This window comes from Sediminibacterium sp. FW305-C-269 (genome assembly GCF_058231045.1).
This window is the reverse complement of the sequence record NZ_JBIQXQ010000002.1, coordinates 140,724-162,281: the sequence shown is the minus strand read 5'-3', so window position 1 is coordinate 162,281 and position 21,558 is coordinate 140,724. Positions and strand designations below refer to the sequence as shown.

General features: G+C 48.1%; 19 protein-coding genes. 10 read left to right on the top strand and 9 right to left on the bottom strand.

The window, feature by feature from the left end:
• Positions 1–46 precede the first annotated feature (46 nt).
• Both ACH3Y6_RS06095 and ACH3Y6_RS06090 read left to right on the top strand, forming a co-directional pair.
• Positions 47–802 carry an SDR family NAD(P)-dependent oxidoreductase gene (locus ACH3Y6_RS06095; protein WP_490834707.1) on the top strand — a complete coding sequence of 252 codons (756 nt, stop codon included), beginning with the start codon at positions 47–49 and terminating at the stop codon, positions 800–802.
• A gap of 9 nt (positions 803–811) precedes the next feature.
• A complete protein-coding gene (locus ACH3Y6_RS06090) occupies positions 812–1,303 on the top strand; it encodes a DinB family protein (RefSeq protein ID WP_490834706.1) in 492 nt (163 codons plus the stop codon).
• Positions 1,304–1,415: 112 nt separating this feature from the next.
• On the opposite strand, the gene ACH3Y6_RS06085 is transcribed toward ACH3Y6_RS06090, so the two are convergent.
• Together ACH3Y6_RS06085 and ACH3Y6_RS06080 are read right to left on the bottom strand one after the other, a co-directional pair.
• Positions 1,416–2,363: an NAD(P)H-dependent flavin oxidoreductase gene (locus tag ACH3Y6_RS06085; protein WP_490834705.1), complete on the bottom strand. Its 948-nt coding sequence runs from the start codon at positions 2,361–2,363 to the stop codon at positions 1,416–1,418.
• Positions 2,364–2,510: 147 nt separating this feature from the next.
• The gene (locus tag ACH3Y6_RS06080; protein ID WP_490834704.1) at positions 2,511–3,503 is read right to left on the bottom strand and encodes a sugar phosphate nucleotidyltransferase; all 993 of its coding nucleotides are present in this window, start codon (positions 3,501–3,503) and stop codon (positions 2,511–2,513) included.
• 271 nt (positions 3,504–3,774) lie between these two features.
• On the opposite strand from ACH3Y6_RS06080, the gene glyA reads away from it, so the two are divergent.
• Together glyA and ACH3Y6_RS06070 are read left to right on the top strand one after the other, a co-directional pair.
• The gene (gene glyA, locus ACH3Y6_RS06075; protein WP_490834703.1) at positions 3,775–5,055 is read left to right on the top strand and encodes a serine hydroxymethyltransferase; all 1,281 of its coding nucleotides are present in this window, start codon (positions 3,775–3,777) and stop codon (positions 5,053–5,055) included.
• 74 nt (positions 5,056–5,129) lie between these two features.
• Entirely contained in the window at positions 5,130–5,552 is a 423-nt protein-coding gene (locus ACH3Y6_RS06070) for a DUF4293 domain-containing protein (protein ID WP_490834702.1), read from the top strand.
• Between the two features lie 167 nt (positions 5,553–5,719).
• On the opposite strand, the gene uvrA is transcribed toward ACH3Y6_RS06070, so the two are convergent.
• Entirely contained in the window at positions 5,720–8,554 is a 2,835-nt protein-coding gene (gene uvrA / locus ACH3Y6_RS06065) for an excinuclease ABC subunit UvrA (protein WP_490834701.1), read from the bottom strand.
• A gap of 282 nt (positions 8,555–8,836) precedes the next feature.
• Here uvrA and ACH3Y6_RS06060 point away from each other — a divergent pair, with 282 nt between their 5' ends.
• Entirely contained in the window at positions 8,837–9,418 is a 582-nt protein-coding gene (locus tag ACH3Y6_RS06060) for an RNA polymerase sigma factor (RefSeq protein WP_490834700.1), read from the top strand.
• 66 nt (positions 9,419–9,484) lie between these two features.
• On the opposite strand, the gene ACH3Y6_RS06055 is transcribed toward ACH3Y6_RS06060, so the two are convergent.
• The 5 genes from ACH3Y6_RS06055 to ACH3Y6_RS06035 form a co-directional block, all read right to left on the bottom strand.
• Positions 9,485–11,431: a protein-disulfide reductase DsbD family protein gene (locus ACH3Y6_RS06055; RefSeq protein WP_490834699.1), complete on the bottom strand. Its 1,947-nt coding sequence runs from the start codon at positions 11,429–11,431 to the stop codon at positions 9,485–9,487.
• 13 nt (positions 11,432–11,444) lie between these two features.
• Entirely contained in the window at positions 11,445–11,903 is a 459-nt protein-coding gene (locus ACH3Y6_RS06050; RefSeq protein ID WP_490834698.1) for a protein-disulfide reductase DsbD domain-containing protein, read from the bottom strand.
• 56 nt (positions 11,904–11,959) lie between these two features.
• Entirely contained in the window at positions 11,960–12,619 is a 660-nt protein-coding gene (gene purQ, locus ACH3Y6_RS06045) for a phosphoribosylformylglycinamidine synthase subunit PurQ (RefSeq protein WP_490834697.1), read from the bottom strand.
• A gap of 90 nt (positions 12,620–12,709) precedes the next feature.
• Positions 12,710–13,696: a hypothetical protein gene (locus ACH3Y6_RS06040; protein WP_490834696.1), complete on the bottom strand. Its 987-nt coding sequence runs from the start codon at positions 13,694–13,696 to the stop codon at positions 12,710–12,712.
• Between the two features lie 10 nt (positions 13,697–13,706).
• Positions 13,707–15,236, bottom strand: coding sequence for a hypothetical protein (locus tag ACH3Y6_RS06035; RefSeq protein WP_490834695.1), 1,530 nt, complete (start codon positions 15,234–15,236; stop codon positions 13,707–13,709).
• Positions 15,237–15,406: 170 nt separating this feature from the next.
• Here ACH3Y6_RS06035 and ACH3Y6_RS06030 point away from each other — a divergent pair, with 170 nt between their 5' ends.
• The 3 genes from ACH3Y6_RS06030 to ACH3Y6_RS06020 are packed head-to-tail and all read left to right on the top strand — an operon-like array spanning position 15,407 to position 19,076.
• On the top strand, positions 15,407–17,407 hold the full coding sequence (locus ACH3Y6_RS06030; RefSeq protein WP_490834694.1) for a KUP/HAK/KT family potassium transporter: 2,001 nt from the start codon (positions 15,407–15,409) through the stop codon (positions 17,405–17,407).
• Between the two features lie 55 nt (positions 17,408–17,462).
• Positions 17,463–18,251, top strand: coding sequence for an alpha/beta hydrolase (locus ACH3Y6_RS06025; RefSeq protein WP_490834693.1), 789 nt, complete (start codon positions 17,463–17,465; stop codon positions 18,249–18,251).
• Between the two features lie 15 nt (positions 18,252–18,266).
• The gene (locus ACH3Y6_RS06020) at positions 18,267–19,076 is read left to right on the top strand and encodes an alpha/beta hydrolase (protein ID WP_490834692.1); all 810 of its coding nucleotides are present in this window, start codon (positions 18,267–18,269) and stop codon (positions 19,074–19,076) included.
• A 33-nt stretch (positions 19,077–19,109) separates the two neighbouring features.
• Here the strand turns inward: ACH3Y6_RS06020 and ACH3Y6_RS06015 are convergent, their stop codons facing one another.
• Complete coding sequence (locus ACH3Y6_RS06015; RefSeq protein WP_490834691.1) at positions 19,110–19,628, bottom strand: hypothetical protein; 519 nt, start codon at positions 19,626–19,628, stop codon at positions 19,110–19,112.
• A gap of 155 nt (positions 19,629–19,783) precedes the next feature.
• On the opposite strand from ACH3Y6_RS06015, the gene ACH3Y6_RS06010 reads away from it, so the two are divergent.
• Together ACH3Y6_RS06010 and ACH3Y6_RS06005 are read left to right on the top strand one after the other, a co-directional pair.
• Positions 19,784–20,245 carry a RidA family protein gene (locus ACH3Y6_RS06010; protein ID WP_490834690.1) on the top strand — a complete coding sequence of 154 codons (462 nt, stop codon included), beginning with the start codon at positions 19,784–19,786 and terminating at the stop codon, positions 20,243–20,245.
• A 119-nt stretch (positions 20,246–20,364) separates the two neighbouring features.
• The gene (locus ACH3Y6_RS06005) at positions 20,365–21,471 is read left to right on the top strand and encodes a D-TA family PLP-dependent enzyme (RefSeq protein ID WP_490834689.1); all 1,107 of its coding nucleotides are present in this window, start codon (positions 20,365–20,367) and stop codon (positions 21,469–21,471) included.
• Positions 21,472–21,558 lie beyond the last annotated feature (87 nt).

Below are 21,558 nucleotides of genomic sequence, written 5' to 3'. Positions count from 1 at the left end.
AGACAATCCTGTTACCGTAATTTTGCCCCTCACCACTTTACATTCTATGGATAAGATCATTTTAATCACCGGCGCCACATCGGGCTTCGGTAAAGCCATTGCAGAAAAATTTGCAGCAGCAGGATGGAACTGTATCGTAACCGGCAGAAGGGCAGACAGACTAAACGCACTGGTCGATCAGTTGCAGAATCAATATAAGGTACAGGCCACGTCACTGGTGTTTGACGTGCAGGACCGGCAAGCTGTTTTTGCCGCCATCAACAGTTTACCCGAAGCCTGGAAAAATATCGATATCCTGGTGAACAATGCCGGACTGGCGCTGGGTCGCGACAGTTTTGAGAATGCCAACCTGGATGACTGGGATACGATGATCGATACCAATGTAAAAGGTATGATGTACGTGACCAAAGCCGTATTACCCGTAATGACTGCCCGCAAGAAAGGACATATCATCAACATGGGTTCCGTGGCTGCCAAACTGGTATACAAAGAAGGAAATGGTTACTGCGCCAGCAAACACGCAGTGGATGCATTGAGCAAAGCCATGCGCATTGACCTGTTACCACACCGCATCAAAGTCACCGCTATCCATCCCGGAGCTGCAGAGACAGAATTTTCCATGGTGCGATTCAAAGGAGATGAAACCAAAGCCAAACAGGTATACGACGGCTTTACGCCATTATATGCGGGAGACATAGCGGATATCGCCCTCTATTGCGCTTCCTTACCTGAGAATGTATGTATTAATGAACTTACGGTCTCATCCATCTCGCAGGCAGATGGCATTTATATTCACAAATAAAACAATCCTATGTTCAGTTCCATTCAACATTTTATCGGCGTGTGGGAGTCCGAGTCTACCGCCACCCTTTCCTGTCTGGAAAAACTGACAGACGAAAGTTTGACCCGGGACCTGGTTCATGACCACCGCTCTATCGATCGACTCGCCAACCATATCATCAACTGCGCAGCCGGTATTCCGCATGAAGCCGGGTTCCCGGTCAGCGGTTACGCAAATACACAATACCACACAGTAGCAGAAATGACCGCAGCCTACAAAAAAGCGATAGAGGCAGTCAAACAAGCCGTGTTATCCGGAACGGATGCTACTTTACAGGAAGAGACCCAGATGTATGGACAGACCTGGAAAAAAGGATTTTCGCTCTGGGTAACCGTGACACACCAGATCCACCACCGCGGACAGCTTACGGTGCTCATGCGACTTGCTGGATTGAAAGTACCGGGCATATACGGCCCCTCGAAAGAAGAATGGGAAGCGATGGGATTGCCGCAGGCGGATTGATGGTGAGTGGTCAGTAGTGAGTAGTGAGGCAATAGGCAATTGTGAATTGTGAATTTGCGCTATTACCCATTGACCATTCACAATTGCTAACTTCCTACTCACCACTGACCACTCACCCCTCACGCTTCTTCAGCAGCTCCACAGCTTCCACATATTCATTCCAGATCTCCTGGACGATCTCTCCGGCGGGTTTGATGTTCTTGATCAATGCACTTACCTGGCCCACTTCCAGTTCACCTTCTTCCAGGTCACCTTCGAACATACCGCGTTTGGCGCGGGCACGGCCGAGGATATGTTGTAATTCTTCTTCGGACGCACCACGTAATTCCGCTTCTTTTACTTCTTCAAAAAAACGGTTCTTGAGCAAACGCACCGGCATCAGTTTTTTCAGGCTCAGCTGTGTATCACCTTCCTCCGCTTTTACCACGGCCTCTTTAAAAGCGATATGCGAGGAGGCTTCGGGTGTACAGATAAACCGGCTTCCGATCTGCACACCATCCGCACCCAGTACCATTGCAGCCAGCATTTGTCTGCCCGTGGCAATACCGCCTGCAGCGATCACGGGTATGGTGACCGCTTCGCGCACCACGGGGATCAATACCAGGGTGGTGGTCTCTTCTCTTCCGTTATGCCCACCCGCTTCAAAACCTTCGGCTACTACAGCATCGCAACCTGCTTCCTGCGCTTTTTTGGCAAACTTGCTGCTGCTGACCACATGCACTACCGTAATGCCTTTTTCTTTCAGGTAACCTGTCCAGGTTTTGGGATTACCCGCACTGGTGAACACCACCGGCACTTTTTCTTCCACGATGATATCGATGAGCTCTTTGATGTCGGGATACATCAGCGGGATATTCACTCCAAAAGGTTTATCTGTGGCCACCTTACACTGTCGGATATGTTCGCGCAATACCGGCGGGTACATACTGCCCGCACCGATCAGTCCCAGGCCACCTGCATTACTCACGGCACTTGCCAGCTTCCAGCCACTGGCCCAGATCATGCCTGCCTGAACAATGGGGTATTGAATATGGAACAATTGGGTAATAGGAGAAGACATGGCAATTTGAGAATTGGTGAATTTGAAAATTTGAAAACGGGTAATACCTGCGCGCTTAATACGCTGGTATAAAGTTAGGCATTATCCGATTGAGCACTCAATCCAAAAATCATTCTCAAATTTTCAAATTCCCTAATTCTCAAATTACTACCCGAAGTCTATTTCTGTGTTGTCGCCGATATTCAGGCTGCGGCTCAGGCCTTTTACAGAGGCATCGCTGCCAATGAGGGAATTGTCGAGTACCACTTCATCGAGGTTGGTGTAAGAACCGATGATGCTGTCACGCACGATCGAGTTCCTGATGCAAGTATTGGTTCCGATGGCCACATGCGGGCCAATGATGGAGTTGGAGATGTCGCAACCCGGCGCTATGCTTACCGGGGGTATGATGATGGTTTCTTTATATGCATGCCCGTCGGTTGTATTACCGCCGAATTTCTTCAGCAAAGTGGCATTACTTTCGAGCAGGGTTTCTTTTTTACCGCAGTCGAACCAGTTTTTTACTTTGAACGATTTGAACCTGGCGCCTCTTTTGATCATACAATCCAGTGCATCGGTCAGGTTGTACTCGCCAAAAGTTTTGATATCCTGGGTAAACAGGTGGTGCAGGCACTCGAACAGGAAATGGGTTTCCTTGATCTTGTACAATCCTACCAGCGCCATATTGCTTTTGGGAATGGCGGGTTTTTCAACCACCTGCTCAATAAAACCTTCCTCATCCAGTGAAGCGACACCAAAATTGCGTGGATCGTCTACTTTTTTAATGCCCAGCATACTGTATGGACAATTCACCACTTCTTTTACATCGTATTCGCAAATGGTATCGCCCAGCGCTACGAATACTTCATCATCACCTACAATGTTTCGGGTAAGCTCAATGGCATGTCCGGTACCCTGGCGTTCGTTCTGGTACACAAAATGAGTGGTGAGGTCGGGATAGGTCTGTTTCACATAATCCTGGATCTTCTCACCCAGGTAACCTACAATAAAGATGAATTCGTTGATCCCCGCTTCTCGCAACTGATCCACAATAAAACTCAGGATGGTTTTTCCTGCAATGGGGATCAGGGCCTTGGGTTGGGTATAGGTATGGGGACGTAATTTGGTTCCGGCGCCAGCAACGGGGATGATCGCTTTCATTGGGGTCATTTAAGATACGATGTGCTGGCCAGTCTCGCTTTACCTACCTCTTCATCCAACACAAAATCAGGCGTCGAAATTAGGAAAATATGAGAATAGGGCAAGTTTTGGGGATAATAAGGGCTGATTTACAGTGATTTTTAAGCTGTTTACACCAGAATGAATAGCTGTGACGGTTTTTATTTACCTGTTATCCCCTATTTCCGACAAAAAACCTGCAACGGGCGAATAGCTTATTGACAGGGCTTATCTTTGCGGCAAATTTTATACAATGCAAAGAGATACCCTGGTCTTCGACCTCATTAAACAGGAACTGGAAAGACAACGTCATGGAATTGAGCTGATCGCTTCTGAAAATTTTACCAGTTTACAGGTAATGCAGGCCATGGGTAATGTAATGACAAACAAATACGCCGAAGGTTATCCCGGTCGCCGCTACTATGCCGGTTGCGAAATTGTTGACCAGACCGAACAGCTGGCCATCGACCGCCTGAAGCAGATCTTCAACATTGAATATGCCAACGTACAGCCCCATAGCGGCGCCCAGGCCAATGCTGCCGTAGCCCTGGCCGTATTACAACCGGGCGATCCCATACTGGGTCTTGACCTGAGCATGGGTGGCCACCTTACGCATGGTTCTGCTGTTAACTACAGCGGTAAATTATACAAACCCCATTTCTACGGTGTGACCCGCGAAGGTGGCCTGGTGGACTACGAGATGCTGGAAGCCAAAGCCCGCGAAGTAAAACCCAAAATGATCATCTGCGGCGCCAGCGCCTATAGTCGCGACTGGGATTATGCCCGCATCCGCAAAGTGGCCGATGAAGTGGGCGCATTGGTGATGGCGGATATTGCACACCCTGCCGGACTGATTGCCAAAAAATTACTGAACGATCCTTTCGATCATTGTCATTTTGTTACTTCTACCACACATAAGACCTTACGCGGGCCCCGTGGTGGTATTATCATGATGCGCAAGGATTTTGAAAATCCATTTGGACTGAAAGATGTGAAAGGGAATATCCGTATGATGAGCAACCTGCTGGACATGGCCGTATTCCCCGGTATACAGGGCGGGCCGCTGGAGCACGTGATAGCCGCCAAAGCCATCGCTTTTGGCGAGATCCTGAGCGATGAATTCACCGCTTATGCCAACCAGGTAGTTAAGAACGCACAGGCACTGGCCAAAGCGCTGGTGGCCAAAGAATACCAGATCATCAGTGGCGGTACCGATAACCACCTGGTGCTGATTGACCTCCGCAACAAGAACATCAGCGGTAAAAAAGCCGAACAGGCACTGGTATTGGCCGATATCACCGCCAACAAGAATATGGTTCCTTACGACGATAAAAGCGCTTTTGTAACTTCCGGTATCCGCCTGGGTGTTCCGGCCATCACTACCCGTGGCATGAAAGAAGAACATATGCCGTTTGTAGTGGACGCTATTGACAAAGTGCTGATGAATGCTGATGATACCGCTATCCTGAACAGTGTGAAGAAGGATGTGAATGCGTTCATGGAGCAGTTTGTGTTGTATCCTGAATTGGGTTAAAGGGAGTTAAAATAGTTAGAAAGGTCAGGGAGGGAAGGAGTGTGGAGGTTTTTCTGAAAATGTAAACTTGCTATATGCTGCAAAGAATACAGACCATCTGGTTGTTACTGGTTTCCGGCTTGGCGTTTGCTTCGCTGAAGTTGTCGTTTTTCAGCGGTAATATTCTCGTTGACAACGTAAAACAGTTTCAGAGTTTCACTGCCATGAGCCATCTGTTGATCATGATACTGACGGTAGGTGTGGGCATTGCCTCACTCATCACTGTTTTTCTTTTTAGTAACCGGCAACTGCAGATCAAGATCTGTTTTGGTGTGCTGGCAGTGGCTTTACTGAACATCCTGCTGTATTACCTGCAGACCAGGAATTTCGTTCCCAACGAATGGAGCTTCGACCTTACCTCACTGATAACCATCGCCATTCCCTTCCTGTTATTTCTTGCCATCAGAGGCATTTACAAAGACGAGCAACTGGTAAAAAGTGTAGACAGATTAAGATAGACAGAACAGATGAACAGATGAGCAAGGAATGTTGATCGGAAATGACCGTTTACTTGTTCCTCTGTTCCTTATTCCTTTCACCGCAGAGCCGCAGAGAACGCAGCGTGTCCGCAGAGTAGTGGGACTCACTTCAACATTCTTTATTCCTTGTTCATCTGTTCATCATTCTAGAGGTATTTACCTGTATAACTTTCCTTCACTTTCTTCAATCCTGCCGGTACGCCTGTATATACCAGGGTTCCGCCTGCATCACCGGCTTCGGGGCCAAGGTCGATGACCCAGTCGGCGCATTTGATGACATCGGTATTGTGTTCGATCACGATCAGGGAATGACCCTGTTCTATGAGTGCATTAAAGGATGCAAGTAGTTTCTTGATATCGTGGAAGTGTAAGCCGGTGGTGGGTTCATCGAATACGAACAGGAGATGGCCGATGCTTTTGCCTTTTCCCAGGAAACTGGCCAGTTTTACCCGCTGTGCTTCTCCACCGCTAAGGGTATCGCTACTCTGCCCCAGTTTTACATAACCCAATCCCACATCCTGCAAAGGCTGGATGGCCGACCTGATCTGTTTTTCATCAGCAAAGAATTCAATGGCATCATCCACACTCATATCCAGTACGTCGAATACATTCTTGCCTTTGTATTGCACATCCAGCACCTCATCTTTGAACCGTTTACCACCGCAGGATTCGCAGGTAAGGTGTACATCGGCCAGGAACTGCATTTCAACGATCTGCTCCCCTTCGCCCTTACAGGTATCGCAACGGCCGCCATCTACGTTAAAGGAAAAATGTTTGGGCTGGAAACCACGTGTTTTCGACAATGGCTGCCGCGAGAACAGGTCGCGTATAGGGTCATAAGCTTTGATATAGGTGATCGGGTTGCTGCGGGATGATTTACCAATGGGATTCTGATCTACCAGCTCTATCTGGGAGATATAGTCCACATCGCCCGTGAGGTTCTTATGCAGCCCCACTTTCTCCGAGAACTCTCCCTTCAGTTTACGCAGAGCGGGAACCAATACCTGTTTTACCAGTGTGGTTTTACCGCTACCGCTTACCCCGCTCACCACGCACAATGTATTGAGCGGAAATTCCACGGTGATATCTTTCAGGTTGTTCTGCCTGGCGTTCTCAACCGTAATGCTACGGTTCCATTTACGGACCTGTTCAGGCGGATCAATACTGAGTTTCCCAGTCAGGTATTTCCCGGTAAGGCTTTCAGGATTGGCCACCAGTTCCTCATAATTACCCACCGCCACCACTTCACCTCCCAGATGTGAAGCCAGCGGTCCCATATCGATGATATGGTCTGCTTCGCGCATCATCATTTCATCGTGTTCCACCACCACCACGGTATTGCCCAGGTCGCGCAGTGATTTCAATACACTGATCAAACGTGCGGTATCCCTGGAGTGAAGACCTATCGAGGGTTCATCCAGAATATATAATGAGTTGGTGAGATTGCTGCCCAGGCTACGGGTAAGCTGTATGCGCTGGCTTTCGCCGCCACTTAAAGAATTGGCAAGACGGTTCAGGGTAAGATATCCCAATCCCACATCGATCAATGTCTGCAAACGCTGGTGGATTTCAATCAGTATCCTTTTGGCCACCTGCTGGTCGTGTTGCGACAGTTTCAATGTATCAAACCATTGTTTCAGGTCTTTCACCGGCAGCTCGCATAACTGGCCGATATGTTTATTGCCAACATGGACATACAAAGCTTCTTTGCGTAAACGGTAGCCATGGCAATCCGGGCAGTTGGTACGGCCACGATAGCGGCTCAGCAATACGCGGTATTGCACTTTGTATAAGTTCTGTTCTACTTCCTTAAAGAAATCATCGATACCCAGTGCGCCGGGCCCTCCTTTCCATAACTGTTGGTATTGGTCCTTGCTGAGGTCTATCACAGGTTTGTGTATCGGGAAACCGAATTTGCCGGCATTCTTCACAAACTGTTCTTTCCACCAGCCCAGTTTCTCGCCTCTCCATGCGGCCACAGCACCTTCATACACACTCAGCCTTTTGTCTGGTATCACCAGGTCATCATCGATTCCCAATACCTGGCTGAATCCTTCGCAGGTAGGACATGCGCCATACGGGTTGTTGAATGAGAACAGGTTCGGAACCGGCTCTTCAAACACAATACCGTCCAGCTCGAACTTATTACTGAAGTGCAGCAGTTTTGTATTATTCACTTCCACGTACATCTCACCCTCTCCCTCGTAAAAAGCCGTACCGATGGAATCGGATAAGCGGTGTATATCGTCTTCATCGAATGCTTTGGTAACAATGCGGTCGATGAGCACGTGGGTGGTGAGCGGTGAGTGGTGAGTGGTGAGTTTTGGGGTTAGTTCTTTGTCTGTGAGTTCGAGCAGGTCTTCTATACGGACCAGCTCTGCAGATGCACCGCGGAAGTAGATGCGTGAAAAACCTTTCTGCATCAGGATATTCAGCTCTTCGCGTATGTCCCGTTTGGCATGCTGTTTAAAAGGGACGATGATCACCACTTTTGATCCCTCCGGTAATGACTGTATGGCCTGCATCACATCCGACACATCATCTTTTTTCACTTCTTTGCCGCTGATGGGTGAAAGGGTCTTACCGGCACGCGCATACAGCAAACGCAGGTAATCATAGATCTCCGTCATGCTTCCCACCGTACTGCGGGGGGTGCGGGTGATCACTTTCTGTTCAATGGCAATAGCGGGGCAAAGTCCCTTGATATAATCTACATCCGGTTTGGCCATTCTCGACATAAACTGGCGCGCATAAGCGCTCAGGCTCTCGGCATAACGCCGTTGTCCTTCGGCAAACAGGGTGTCGATAGTGAGAGATGATTTACCGCTGCCCGAAACACCCGTAACCACGATCAGCTGGTTTCTCGGGAAACCGACCGTTACATTCTTCAGATTATGCACACGGGCTCCTTTGACCAGGATACTGTCATTATCGTCGTCTACCACCTTCTCTGTTTTCGGGGATCTTGTCTTTGTTGCCATGGGTCAGCAATTTAAACAGATTATCGGCGCAGAGGTTTAGAAACCTGTACAGAATAAGGATTTTTTTATTTTCCGAACCGCATTTTCAAGCGCTATTCTCCCTTTACCGGAACAGCCGGAATGTGTATAACCCCAAAAGCCGGAAACATTATTTCCACAAAACTTTTCAGGCATGAAAAGATGTATAATTTGTCGTTGAAAGATAATGAGTTAGTCCCGGCTTAGTCAATAAAAACTACCATACCGGCCGGCACAGGCAGTACACAGCTCAAAAAAGATGTTATGAGAACATTAGACCATGCGTCTGATACAGAACTGATAAGGGCATTCCAGGAAGGCGACAGTAACGCTTTCGAAACCCTTATCTACCGATATAAGGACAAAATCTTCTCTTCCATCCTATTCTTTGTGAAGGACAGTTACCTTGCGGAAGATCTGTTCCAGGATGTGTTCATCAAGATCATTGATACACTGAAGAACAAACGCTATACCGAAGAAGGCAAGTTCCTTCCCTGGGCGCTGCGGATCTCGCATAATCTCTGCGTGGATTATTTCCGCAAGGTAAAACGTACACCGGCAATCCGTACCAGCGACAACCAGGATATTTTTGAAGTATTACAGATCTCTGAAGAAGGGCCAGACAGCAAGATCATGCAGGGACAGAGCCATGAGCGCGTACGCCGCATGCTGGACCTGTTGCCGGAAGAACAAAGAGAGATCATTGTGCTGAGGCATTATGCCAATATGAGTTTTAAAGAGATCGCGCTGATCACCAATTGCAGCATCAACACGGCATTGGGTCGTATGCGTTACGGTCTCATCAACCTGCGTAAGATGATGCAGGAAAAACAGATCGCGCTCTAAAAACATTTCCAATCAATGTAAAGATCATGAACCCTTCATTCCGATGAGGGGTTCTGCTTTGGGGAGCTACCTGGATCTATCAAAAGCTTCCTTGCCGCACTGCAACCATTTCAGGTATTCAGCCGCATCGGGCGTATAGCCCACAGGATGATTCATCAGCTGTTCCCTGGTATTCAGGATCCCGTATAAGGGTTGTGTGGTCTGGTTAAAATTCTCTGCCTCAAAAGTGGCCCATTTATCACCGATGGTGATGATGTCTTTCGTGTCGCCGGTTTTGGTGCTATAGTTCAGGATACGTTGTTCAGCAGGCAGTTTCTTGCGGTCATCTACGTATAAGGAGACCAGGATATAATTTTCCTTAATGTAGTTGTACACATCAGGGTTCGTCCACACATTCTCTTCCATCTTACGGCAGTTCACACAGGCCCATCCGGTGAAATCGATGAGGATGGGTTTGTTCTGTTCTTTGGACATTGCCAGTGCTTTGTCGTAATCATTCACCACATTGGCTTCCAGTCCTTTCCCGTGTACATTGTTCTGTCCGTAAATGCTATAACTCAGTGGCGGCGGAAAACCGCTCAGCAACCGCAGGTTGGCGTATTGGGTCTGGGTAACGCCGGGCAACAGGTACAGGGTGAACAAGAGTGCCAATACGCCCAGTACTTTTCTTCCGGTGCCGATCTTCATGCCCTTGTAATCATGCGGTAAACGCAGTATGCCAAACAGGTACAGGGTCAGCCCTGCGCCGATCAGGATCCAGATACCGATGAACACTTCGCGTTTGAGCAGTCCCCAGTGCATCACCAGGTCAGCATTGGAGAGAAATTTGAATGCCAGTGCCACTTCAGCAAAAGCCAGTATCTTTTTAACCGTATCGAGCCAGCCACCCGATTTGGGCAGTGACTGCAGCCAATCAGGGAAGATGGCGAACAGCGCAAAAGGCAAAGCCAGTGCCAGACCAAAACCTGCCAGGCCGGAAGTCAGCTGCCAGGCTCCCCCACTTAATGATCCCACCAATAAGGAACCGAGTATCGGGCCTGTACAGGAGAAGGAAACAATGGCCAGGGTAAGCGCCATGAAAAAGATACCTCCCATGCTACCCAACCCGCTTTTCGAATCAGCCTTACTGGCAATACCGCTGGGCAGGGTCAGTTCAAAATAACCAAAGAAAGAGATCGCAAAAAAGATGAAGATCACAAAGAAGATCACATTGAGCCAGGAGTTGGTAGAGATATTATTGAAGATCTCCGGTTGCACATTTCCCAACACATGAAAAGGTACACTGGCCAACAAATAAATCAGGAAAATGAAAAAGCCATACACCGCACCGTTCTTGATGGCATGTTTACGGCTGGATGCTCTTTTGGTGAAGAAGGATACGGTAACAGGGATCATCGGGAACACACAGGGCGTAAGCAATGCGATCAGCCCCCCGAGAAAACCCAACAGGAAAATGGAACCCAATCCGCTGCCGCTCACCACACTGCTCTTACCGCAATCTGCAGCAGGTTTGTCCAGTTCAATGGCAGGTATTTTGATCTGGGATGTAGCTGCTGCTGCAACAGCTCCCCCCTCCAGCTTTACTTCGAAAGGTTGTTCGGATACGATGAACTCATCTGCTTTTGCCAGGCTGGCGTTAATGGTTCCCTTTAACATGGCAGGAACAAACCCACTGATCTTCACCTGCTGCCTGATCTCGAGCTGGCCGGTGAACACATCTACCTTACTGAACAGGGGGTCTTCGATCGATACCGGTTTTGAACCATACCCGATCTGATCTTGCAATACCGCATTCTCGTAGGCCGGCACGAACTTAACAGGATCCAGTCCCTCCACTTTTGGATTGGTACCATACACATGCCATCCTTTGGGAATGGAGGTTTTGGCCACCAGCTCATACACCCCATCGCTGATCTTACGCGATTGCGTTTGCCAGTGCAATAAGCTGTCTGTCTGACCAAATACCAGCACAGAAATAAATACTGCCAAAAAAAGCAGGGAGAGTTGTTTCATTTGCACCGCAGTTTTATTGAAGCTTCAGGTCAAATGATTTCTTAACAGGGGGCAGACACTGGCTGTCATCACACACCATGTACTCAACGGTTCCGCTGAGATTGGTCTTGATGCGGCCGCCACCTTTCACTTTCACGGTCTGTACAAACAACACTTTATCTGAATAGTACAGTACATCGGTATTGAAGTTCTTATCGAATACTTTTTCCAGTTTACCTACTTCTTTCACTTTACCGGTTTGGGTTACCAGCGGATTGGCTTTGAACACAACGGTAGTGGGAATCGGTCCGCCTTTCCCTGTGTTCTGTGAATAGATATGCCAGGGATTTTCTACGGTTGCAGTAAGTACGATCTCGTAAGTATCGGCTGATTTTTTCTTTGCTTCATAGTTCCAGCTAACAGGGTTCTGCCTTTGTGCAAAAGAGAAAGACACAAGCATCATTGCAAAAAAGCCAAGAAAGAGTTTTTTCATACTATCGTGCTGTTTAAGGGTACTGACGCAAAGCAAAACCTATCCTTACAAACTACCTAATTCAGGCCCAGTATTTCAAATACTTTAACACCATCCAGATTGCCCAAAGAGGCAGAAGTAGCCCTTTCGGGGTGTGGCATCATACCAAATACATTGTTTTGTTTATTACGGATACCGGCAATATGGCGGGTGGCTCCATTCGGGTTAGCCGCCGCATCCAATACACCTTCTTCGGTACAGTAGCGGAAGATCACCTGGCCATTGGCTTCCAGTTCATTCAGGGTGGCTTCATCGGCATGGTACCTTCCCTCGCCATGGGCTACGGGTATTTTCAGGGCTTCACCGTTATCGTGTTTGATATAAACATTCTTGCAAACGAATTGTTGATTGGCGTTCTGCAGCAGTACACCGGGCAACAGACCACTTTCGCAAAGTATCTGGAAACCATTACATACCCCCAGCACTTTCCCACCCCGGTTGGCAAATTCGATCACACTTTGCATCATCGGGCTGAAACGGGCAATGGCCCCGCAACGCAGGTAATCGCCATAAGAGAACCCTCCTGGCAGGATGATGCAGTCATCAGTGGTGAACATACTCAGGTCTTTGTCTTTATGCCAGAGCATGATCACTTCTTTACCAAGGTCCTGCTGAAGGGAGTCCTGCATGTCTCTGTCGCAGTTAGATCCCGGGAAAACCACAACACCAAATTTCATAGGGGTTCATTTTGTACGCTGAATAGGAAATTGCTTGCGCCGCAAAGGTAACAACTGACCGGTTAAGAACCCGGCTAATTTTTCCCCCTGCTAATGGTGATACACCAACCACCAGTTATTATAGGCGATCAACCCGGCCGTAAGCCAGAAAAGGATATTGGGCAGTATCAGGCTGCGGGGGTAAGAAAATCCATTACCGGCAAAAGCGCCCAGCGGCACCAGCAGCAGCAGTCCCGATTCCAATCCTGCTTTCTGGAAAAGGAAGGGTATCAGCAACAGTATGAACAGCATAACCGCCATAACTCCCCAATTTTTACGGATCTGGATCACCATACGATTGCTGGATGCCTGCCAGTAATAAAGACCTGTTACCAGGAAAATAAACAGCAGGGACAGGCTGACCACCAACGGTATATCCATCTGCTGCATTGGCAGGTTCAACTTCAGGTAAGGCAGGTACAGGGAAAAACGCTCAAACTGGTCTTGCAGGAACAGGATGGCCCCTAGAAAATAATACGGCAATAAAGCCCCCATCAGCAGGGTAAGCCATTCAGCCAGTTTAAAAGGCCTCACCACCGCCAGGGCAAACAATACCACCGGCACCAGTATGGCTGTAGGATGATAGCAGAGTACCGACAGTCCCACGATCAGCCCCGTATTGAACAACAGGGTTTTGGGGGAAGGATGGTTATACAAACGGCAGAGTTTGATGAAGAGCCAGATCAGCAGGAAGTTGGCCAGCAAAGCGGGCGTAATACTGCACCACTGGGTAAACAGTCCCGTAAGTAATACATAGGCCATGGCCGTTGTATACGTATTGTGCTGAAACATACGCAGATCATTCAACACAATGTTCAGCCGGATGGCCTGTATTAAAACAATGGTATGGTATAACAGGAACAGCACCGTGGCAGGCAGTCCCACCACATAATTCCGCAACAGGATAGAGAATACGCCATCGCCATCGCTGGTTACCACCAAGGGTGCATTGATAAACAGGTGCAGGTGAACAGCGATACTGAGAACAACCAGAAAAAACAGGTTAGCAATCGATTTGTCTCGGAATAAAAAAACCACTGGCTACTGATTAAAATTCAATTTTCGCAAAACAGGTGAACCCCCTGTACTGGCAGGGAACAATGGCCTGACGGGCCCCTACCTGCTTGGCATGACGGGGCATAAAATCATACCCTCTGTCCAGGTTCTTGAAAGTGGGATTCCGGTCGATCTGGCCGTTGGGTGCAATGGTCTGATCGTTCAGGATCATCGTTCTTTTTTCCTGCGTGTTAAAAATAAAGTGCAACTGCTCACCTGTATTGAACAGGCCAAAACCGATGTAGTTATCGGTATTGTCATCGTACTGCGATTTACGGATCACATTGCTCCATTCCACTTTACCACCTGGTTCAAATGAGATCACTGCAATATTATCGGCAAAATAACGGGTCAGGGTATTCATATTGTTCAGGCCATACGAACGCCACCAGGGGTAATAGCCTATCGGGCTGTTCCAGGTATAATAATCCACCGGCGACCAGTAAGGCGAGCCGTAGAGGTAATCCCAGCGGTTCAGGGTATTGCCCCGCGAACTGGTATAGGCCGATTCGGCGATCACAATAAAACCGCCATCCTTACGCATGATGATATTCTTCAGGAAATAATCGTTGAATGCCGCTTTGCTGCTTCCCTCTCCTTTGGCATCTTCCCTGAACTCCGCATCAAACAGATGGGTGGCATTGAGCAGTTCCTTGTTCAGCTGTTTATCCCAGAGTACATAATACAACCCTTCAATATTGCCCCTTTTGGTCTTGCTCAGGAAAGAAGTGATCACATAATGTTTGTTGATATTGTCCACTTTGATCCGCAGGTCATCCAGAAAGATATTACCCAGTTTCAGGTCGGTAAGGGTATACGTATCCAGTGTGGCGGGTTTGGTAATCAGGCTGATCTTGTTGATATTGTCGTTGGTAGAGGTTCCCGAAGCACGGATGCAGGCCAGGTCTCCATCATTATCGAGCGAGAATTCCGACAGAAAATCATTGCGTTGCGGCATCGGCACACTGAGTCTTGATTTGCGTACCAGTGAAAGGTCTTTGTTGAACAGGCAGGTAGTGAGGATATGCGCTTTATCACTGCGGGTATTGATCTTGAATACCATGATCTTCTGCTTGTCTTCGCTGTTGACCACAGAATAGATCCTGTTACTGGCTGAGTAATTGATATTATCGGTGGAATCCAGCTGTACCGGATCACCCATGGGAGTCCCGGTACCGTCCAGTTTGATGGCCATGCAGTACATGATGTTGCGCTTCTGAAACTGGTAGATCATGTACACAAAATCGGAATACTGGATGAACTCGGTATTCAATACCCGGTAATTGATGAAATCCAGCCTTTTTTTCTCCAGCATTTTCATGTCACTGTCGTAGGTGACGATAAAATGAAGATCGCGGTAGGTCTTGTACACCAGGATCTTTCCGTTGATCCTGCCCAGCACTTCAAAATTGAGGATACGGGGATCGTCCCTGTCGGGCTCGGAATAGGTGATCCGCTGGCCCAAACCGGTGATGCAGGCAAGGAGTAAGCAGGTCAGTAACAGGGATACCGTCTTTTTCATTTGCAGGTCATCGTTTATACACCAAAAATAAGGGTTGTGGTGTTTACGGATACCTAAATTAACAGTAAAAGCACAATGTGGAACCGCGCTACGGATATTTATTTGAGGGATTGATTTTACGGCTACATTTGTTGGATATTTACAGCAACCAATCGTAATAACCACCTCGCGTGAGCAAAAATATTAATAAGGTTTCCGCTGCCGGCCTCATCATCGCCCTGGGAATCATCTACGGCGATATCGGTACTTCCCCGTTATACGTTTTAAACGAGATCATTGCAGGCAGGGCCATCAGTGAAAAACTGATCCTGGGCTCGCTTTCCTGTATTATCTGGACACTTACCCTCCAAACCACTGTCAAATACGTGATCCTTACGCTGAAAGCGGATAACAAGGGCGAAGGTGGCATTTTCAGTCTGTATGCGCTGGTACGCCGCCGCCGTAAATGGCTGGTAATACCTGCCATGCTGGGTGGCGCCGCCTTATTGGCCGACGGTATCATCACCCCTCCCATCACGGTCACTTCTGCCATTGAGGGTCTGCGGCAACTGCCCTCGCTCCGGCATATTGAACAAAGCACCATCCTTACTATTGTCATAGCCATTATTTCGGCATTGTTTTTTATGCAACAGTTCGGAACGGCTTCTATCGGCAGGTTATTCGGCCCCATCATGGGCATCTGGTTCGCCATGCTGGCCGTCCTGGGTTCCGCACATTTGCTGGATGATGTTGAGATCTTTAAGGCACTTAATCCCTACTATGCCATTGAACTGCTGGCCACTTACCCCAAAGGATTCTGGTTATTGGGAGCCGTCTTCCTCTGTACTACGGGAGCCGAAGCCCTGTATAGCGACCTGGGGCACTGTGGCCGGGGCAATATCCGCATCTCCTGGATCTTTGTAAAGACCTGTCTGATCCTGAACTACCTCGGACAGGGCGCCTGGCTGCTGGCCAATTATAAAGACCAGATCATTCCGCCACAACTAATGGCCGACGGCTTCAACCCTTTTATCAATACCATGCCACAATGGTTTAAGTTACCGGGTATCATCATTGCCACTGTTGCCGCGGTAATTGCGAGCCAGGCATTGATATCAGGTTCTTTTACACTGATCAGTGAAGCGATGCGACTGAACCTCTGGCCCAAAATGAAGATCAATTATCCTACCGAAGAAAAAGGCCAGTTATATATCCCGGGCATCAGCCTGCTGCTATATATCGGTTGTGTGGGCATTGTACTGTATTTTCAGAAATCCGCCAATATGGGCGCGGCTTATGGACTGGCCATCACTATGTGTATGATCAGCACTTCTATCCTGTTTGCCAATTTCCTGGTGAGCCGGCGGGTGAACAAGGGCTGGATCTACCTGTACCTGATCGTATACTTCTCTATAGAATCCTCCTTCCTGATCGCCAACCTGGAAAAATTCATGCATGGCGGTTATGTTACCCTGATCGTGGGTGGCGGACTGTTTGCCGTGATGTATGTATGGTTCCGCAGCCGTAAGATCAAGAACCGCTATGTGGAGTTTGTGCGCATGGAACATTATATCCCCATGATCCAGGAGCTGAGCAACGACAAAACCATCCCGAAATATGCCACTCACCTGGTATATATGACCAGTGCCAACAACCCCAAGGAGATCGAGCATAAGATCATTTATTCCATCCTGAATAAAAAACCCAAACGCGCTGATATCTACTGGTTCGTTCACGTAGATGTACTGGATGATCCGTATACCTGCGAATATTCGGTGGAACATATCATCCCCAACGATATCATCCGTGTGGAGTTCCGTCTGGGTTTCCGCGTTGAGCAGCGCATCAACCTCATGTTCCGCAAAGTGGTGCATGAACTGGTTGACAATACGGAAGTGAACATCACCAGCCGTTACGAGAGCCTGGAGAAAAACAATGTGGTGGGCGATTTCCAGTTCATTGTACTGGAGAAATACTTAAGCCAGGATAATGAGCTGCCTTTCTTTGAACGCATCATCATGAAACTCTATTTCTGGTTAAAAGAGATCAGCCTGGGTGAGGAAAGAGGTTTTGGTCTCGACCCGAGCAATGTTACCGTAGAGAAATTCCCGCTGATTGTTGCACCGGTATCTAACCTGAACCTGAAAAGGGTATACCACGAAGACCGGGAAGAAGCGGAAGAATTTGGATAGGCGCTATTGGTTTCCAGCAATAAAAAACAGAACTTAGGAAACCAAACCCTTTTACTTGCCTGTTACCCTGCTTTATATCATTATCGGATACCTGGTTGTGGCCCTGGTCATTTACCTGGTGCAGGAGAAACTCATTTTCAAACCAGAGAAACTTCCGCAGGATTTCGAATACAAATACGATGCTCCTTTTGAGGAGCTCTTCTTTCACATAGCGCCCGGTGTTCAGATTAACGGCCTGCATTTCCGTTGCAAGGAACCCAAAGGACTGATCCTTTATTTTCATGGTAATTCCCGGAGCATCAAGGGATGGGCCAAATATGCCCGCGATTTTTACCGGTATGGTTACGATGTGTTGCTGGTAGATTACCGGGGCTTTGGCAAAAGCACCGGCAAACGCAGCGAAAAAGAAATGCTGAGCGATATGCAGTTCGTATATGACAGGCTTCGCGAGCGTTACGAAGAACAGCATATATTGGTATATGGGCGCAGCATGGGCAGCGGTTTTGCCACCAGGATAGCCGCCGATAACACACCTCGTTACCTGATACTGGATGCGCCTTATTACAGTTTCATCAAAGTGGTGGAAAGGTTCACGCCCATTTTTCCGCACCGCTGGCTCTTGCGTTACCATCTCCGTACGGACCAGTGGATCCGGAAAGTGAATTGTCACACCTATATCCTGCATGGCACCCGCGACCAGCTGATCCCTATCCGCCACAGCGAAAAACTGCAGCAGATCAACCCGCACAAGATCACGCTGATCCGCATTCATGGCGGCGGTCATAACAACCTGCCGGCTTTTCCGGAATACCACAATTTCATCCGTGATATATTACAATACTGAACCTACCTTTGCGGCGTGAAAAACAAACAGAAGTTATTCCGCTGGATAAAACTGATCGTTGCCATATATGCATTGTCGGGTACCGCATTGTACTACCTGCAGGAGAAACTCCTGTTTCATCCTGTAGCGATTGCTGCCGATAGCAGTTATCATTTTTCACAGTCCTTCACCGAAGCCAATATCCTGTTGGATAAAGATACCCGCTTCAACATAGTGCAATTCATCCCTGCCGATACGCCGGCCAAACGCATAGTACTGTACTTTCATGGCAACCGTGAAAATGTAAACCACTATGCCGGTTTTGCCAACAACTTCACCAGTAAAGGTTATGAAGTATGGATGCCCGACTACCCAGGTTTCGGAAAATCGACCGGGAAACTCACAGAAGCTGTTTTATATGAGGAAGCCTTACACGTATACAAACTGGCAAGGGTCAGGTACCAGCCGGAACAGATCCTGATCTACGGGAAATCGCTGGGTACGGGCATTGCGGCGCAACTGGCTTCTGTACGTGATTGCAGACAGCTTATCCTGGAAACACCTTACTACAGCCTTACTTCACTGACCCGCCTCCTCTTCTGGATGTACCCGGTTAACCAGTTGCTTCATTTTAAAATGCCTACCAACGAATACCTGCCAAAAGTAACAGCCCCGGTGACTATTTTCCATGGCACAGCAGATGGGGTGATCCCTTACCTGAATGCGAAGCGATTGAAAAAATTATTGAAACCGGCAGACAGTTTCATCACCATTGAAGGTGGCTCACATAATGACCTGAACAGTTTTCCGCTGATGCAGGAAAAACTGGATAGCCTGCTGCGTTGATCAACCTTACTGCTTTGAGAAAAAAATAACTGCTTAATAAGAGGGAGGATTGATACCCACCCAAAACTGCAGGAAATCATCTACCCGGCAATCTACAGGAATACCATTCTGCAAAGCGGGTTTCCAGAAAGGCATTTTGGCCACCATGGCTGCGATCAGCTTATCATAATATTTCCTGTCCTCTGAAAAATATTTAAGGGTCCTGGCCGATTCCCCCCTGGCATAAGGCGTGCCCGCAATGCGCTCAAAATGCCCCTCATAGGGTGAGCCGTTTTTGTCTACAATGAAAGAAAAATAGACACGGATGTATTTGGCGGTATCCCCCTGTTCGATCACTTTGCTCAATACACTGTCGAAGCCACCAAAAACCGCATAATAGAAACGCCTGCACGAATCGGTGCCAAACGGATATTGTGGCGGCTTCTGCACATACCTGGCTTCGAACAGGCGGGAATAATGGGATTCGGCCAGCGCCGCATTGGTATTCCGCTGCGCCATAACGTTTACCATACTCAATGTCAGTAACAGCAATAACAGTGCCCTGATCTTCATAGTAACTTTTTACGACAGGAAGTTCGTGAATTTATGGCAAACAACCCGGTGACCATACCTGCTCAGTTTTGTTCTTCCTCCCTGCTGTGTGACGGCTTTTTCGTTTATCTTTAGAGAACCAAGAACAAATACCTATTCATCAATCTATTATACACATGACACCCGAAGAAAACTTTGCCAAACTGGGCCTGGTGCTGCCACCCGCCCCCAAACCCTTAGGCGTTTACAAACCCTTTCTGATCGATGGAAAACACGGATATGTTTCCGGCCATGGCACCCTGAAAGAAGATGGCAGTTTTATCACCGGCCGCGTAGGTGTTGACCTTACCCAGGAGGAAGGCAAACTGGCCGCACGCCAGGTAGGGCTGGCCATATTGGCCACACTGAAAGCCAACCTGGGTTCTCTGAACAGGATCAAACGCGTGATCAAAGTGCTGGGTATGGTCAGCTGCAGCCCCGAGTTCGATAAACACCCCTATGTAATCAATGGCTGCAGCGAATTGTTTGCCGCAGTATGGGGCGAAGAGAACGGCATCGGTGTAAGAAGCGCCGTTGGCATGGGATCTTTGCCAGGCAATATCCCTGTTGAAATTGAAGTAATGTTCGAACTGGAATAAAATTCAAAAATCAAAAGTCAAAAGTCAAAAGTCAAAAAAATTACTAAGAACAGCCACTGTTTTATTTTTTGCATTTTGACTTTTGCATTTTTAATTTTCGATAATCTAAGCCCCATAACATGTCCACTCCCTGGTATACGATAGACAACATTGATAAGATCGATTCTCCTTCGCTGGTGATCTACCCGGAGAGGATCAAAGAAAATATCCGGCAACTCATTCTCATGGCGGAAGATGTGGCACGCATACGGCCGCATGTAAAGACCAATAAGATCGCGGAAGTTTGTAAGCTGATGCAGGATGCCGGCATCCAAAAATTCAAGTGCGCCACCATTGCAGAAGCTGAAATGCTGGCTGAGATCGATGCACAGGATGTATTGCTGGCACACCAGCCCGTTGGGCCTAAAGCAGACAGGCTGTTGCAACTGGTCGCTAATTTCCCGGATACGACCTTCTCCTGCATCATTGATAACCCGATAACCGCCGGTATACTTTCTGCCTTGTTTAGCAAAAACAACCATACACTGCAGGTATTCATTGACCTGAATATCGGCATGAACCGATCGGGTATCAAACCGGAAGGTGCACTGGAACTGTACAAAAAAATAAAGGATCTGCCGGGTATCCGGGTCATTGGCCTTCACGCTTATGACGGCCATATCCGCGATACAGATCTTACCGAAAGGAACCGGCGTTCTGATGAAGCTTTCGCCAAAGTGGAATGGCTGGTAAAAGAAATTGCCGCCATTGATGATAACCACTTACAGATCGTGATAGGCGGTTCACCCAGTTTTCCCACGCATACCAAAAGGAAGAACGTGGTATATAGCCCGGGTACTTTTGTATTCTGGGACTGGGGCTACAAACACATCGTTCCCGATGAACCCTTCGAATATGCGGCACTGGTGATCACGCGTATCATTTCCGTGATTGATGAACATACGGTTTGCACCGATCTGGGCCACAAATCCGTAGCGGCAGAAAATCCTTTACCCCGCGTGCACTTCCTGAACGCTCCGGATGCAAGCCCCATCTCGCAAAGCGAAGAACACCTGGTGCTGAAAGTGCCCGACAGCAATCAGTATACCGTGGGTGATGTATTGTATGGCGTTCCCGTACATATCTGCCCGACAGTGGCCCTCTACGATCATGCCATGGTCATCGAGAACCATCAAAAAACAACCTGCTGGCGGGTGATTGCCAGATCAAGAAAAATAACTATTTAAATACGTGAGTGGTGAGTAGGCAATTGTGAATACTCCCCTGACGACTGACGATTCACGATTGTCCATTCACAATTCACAATTCACCAC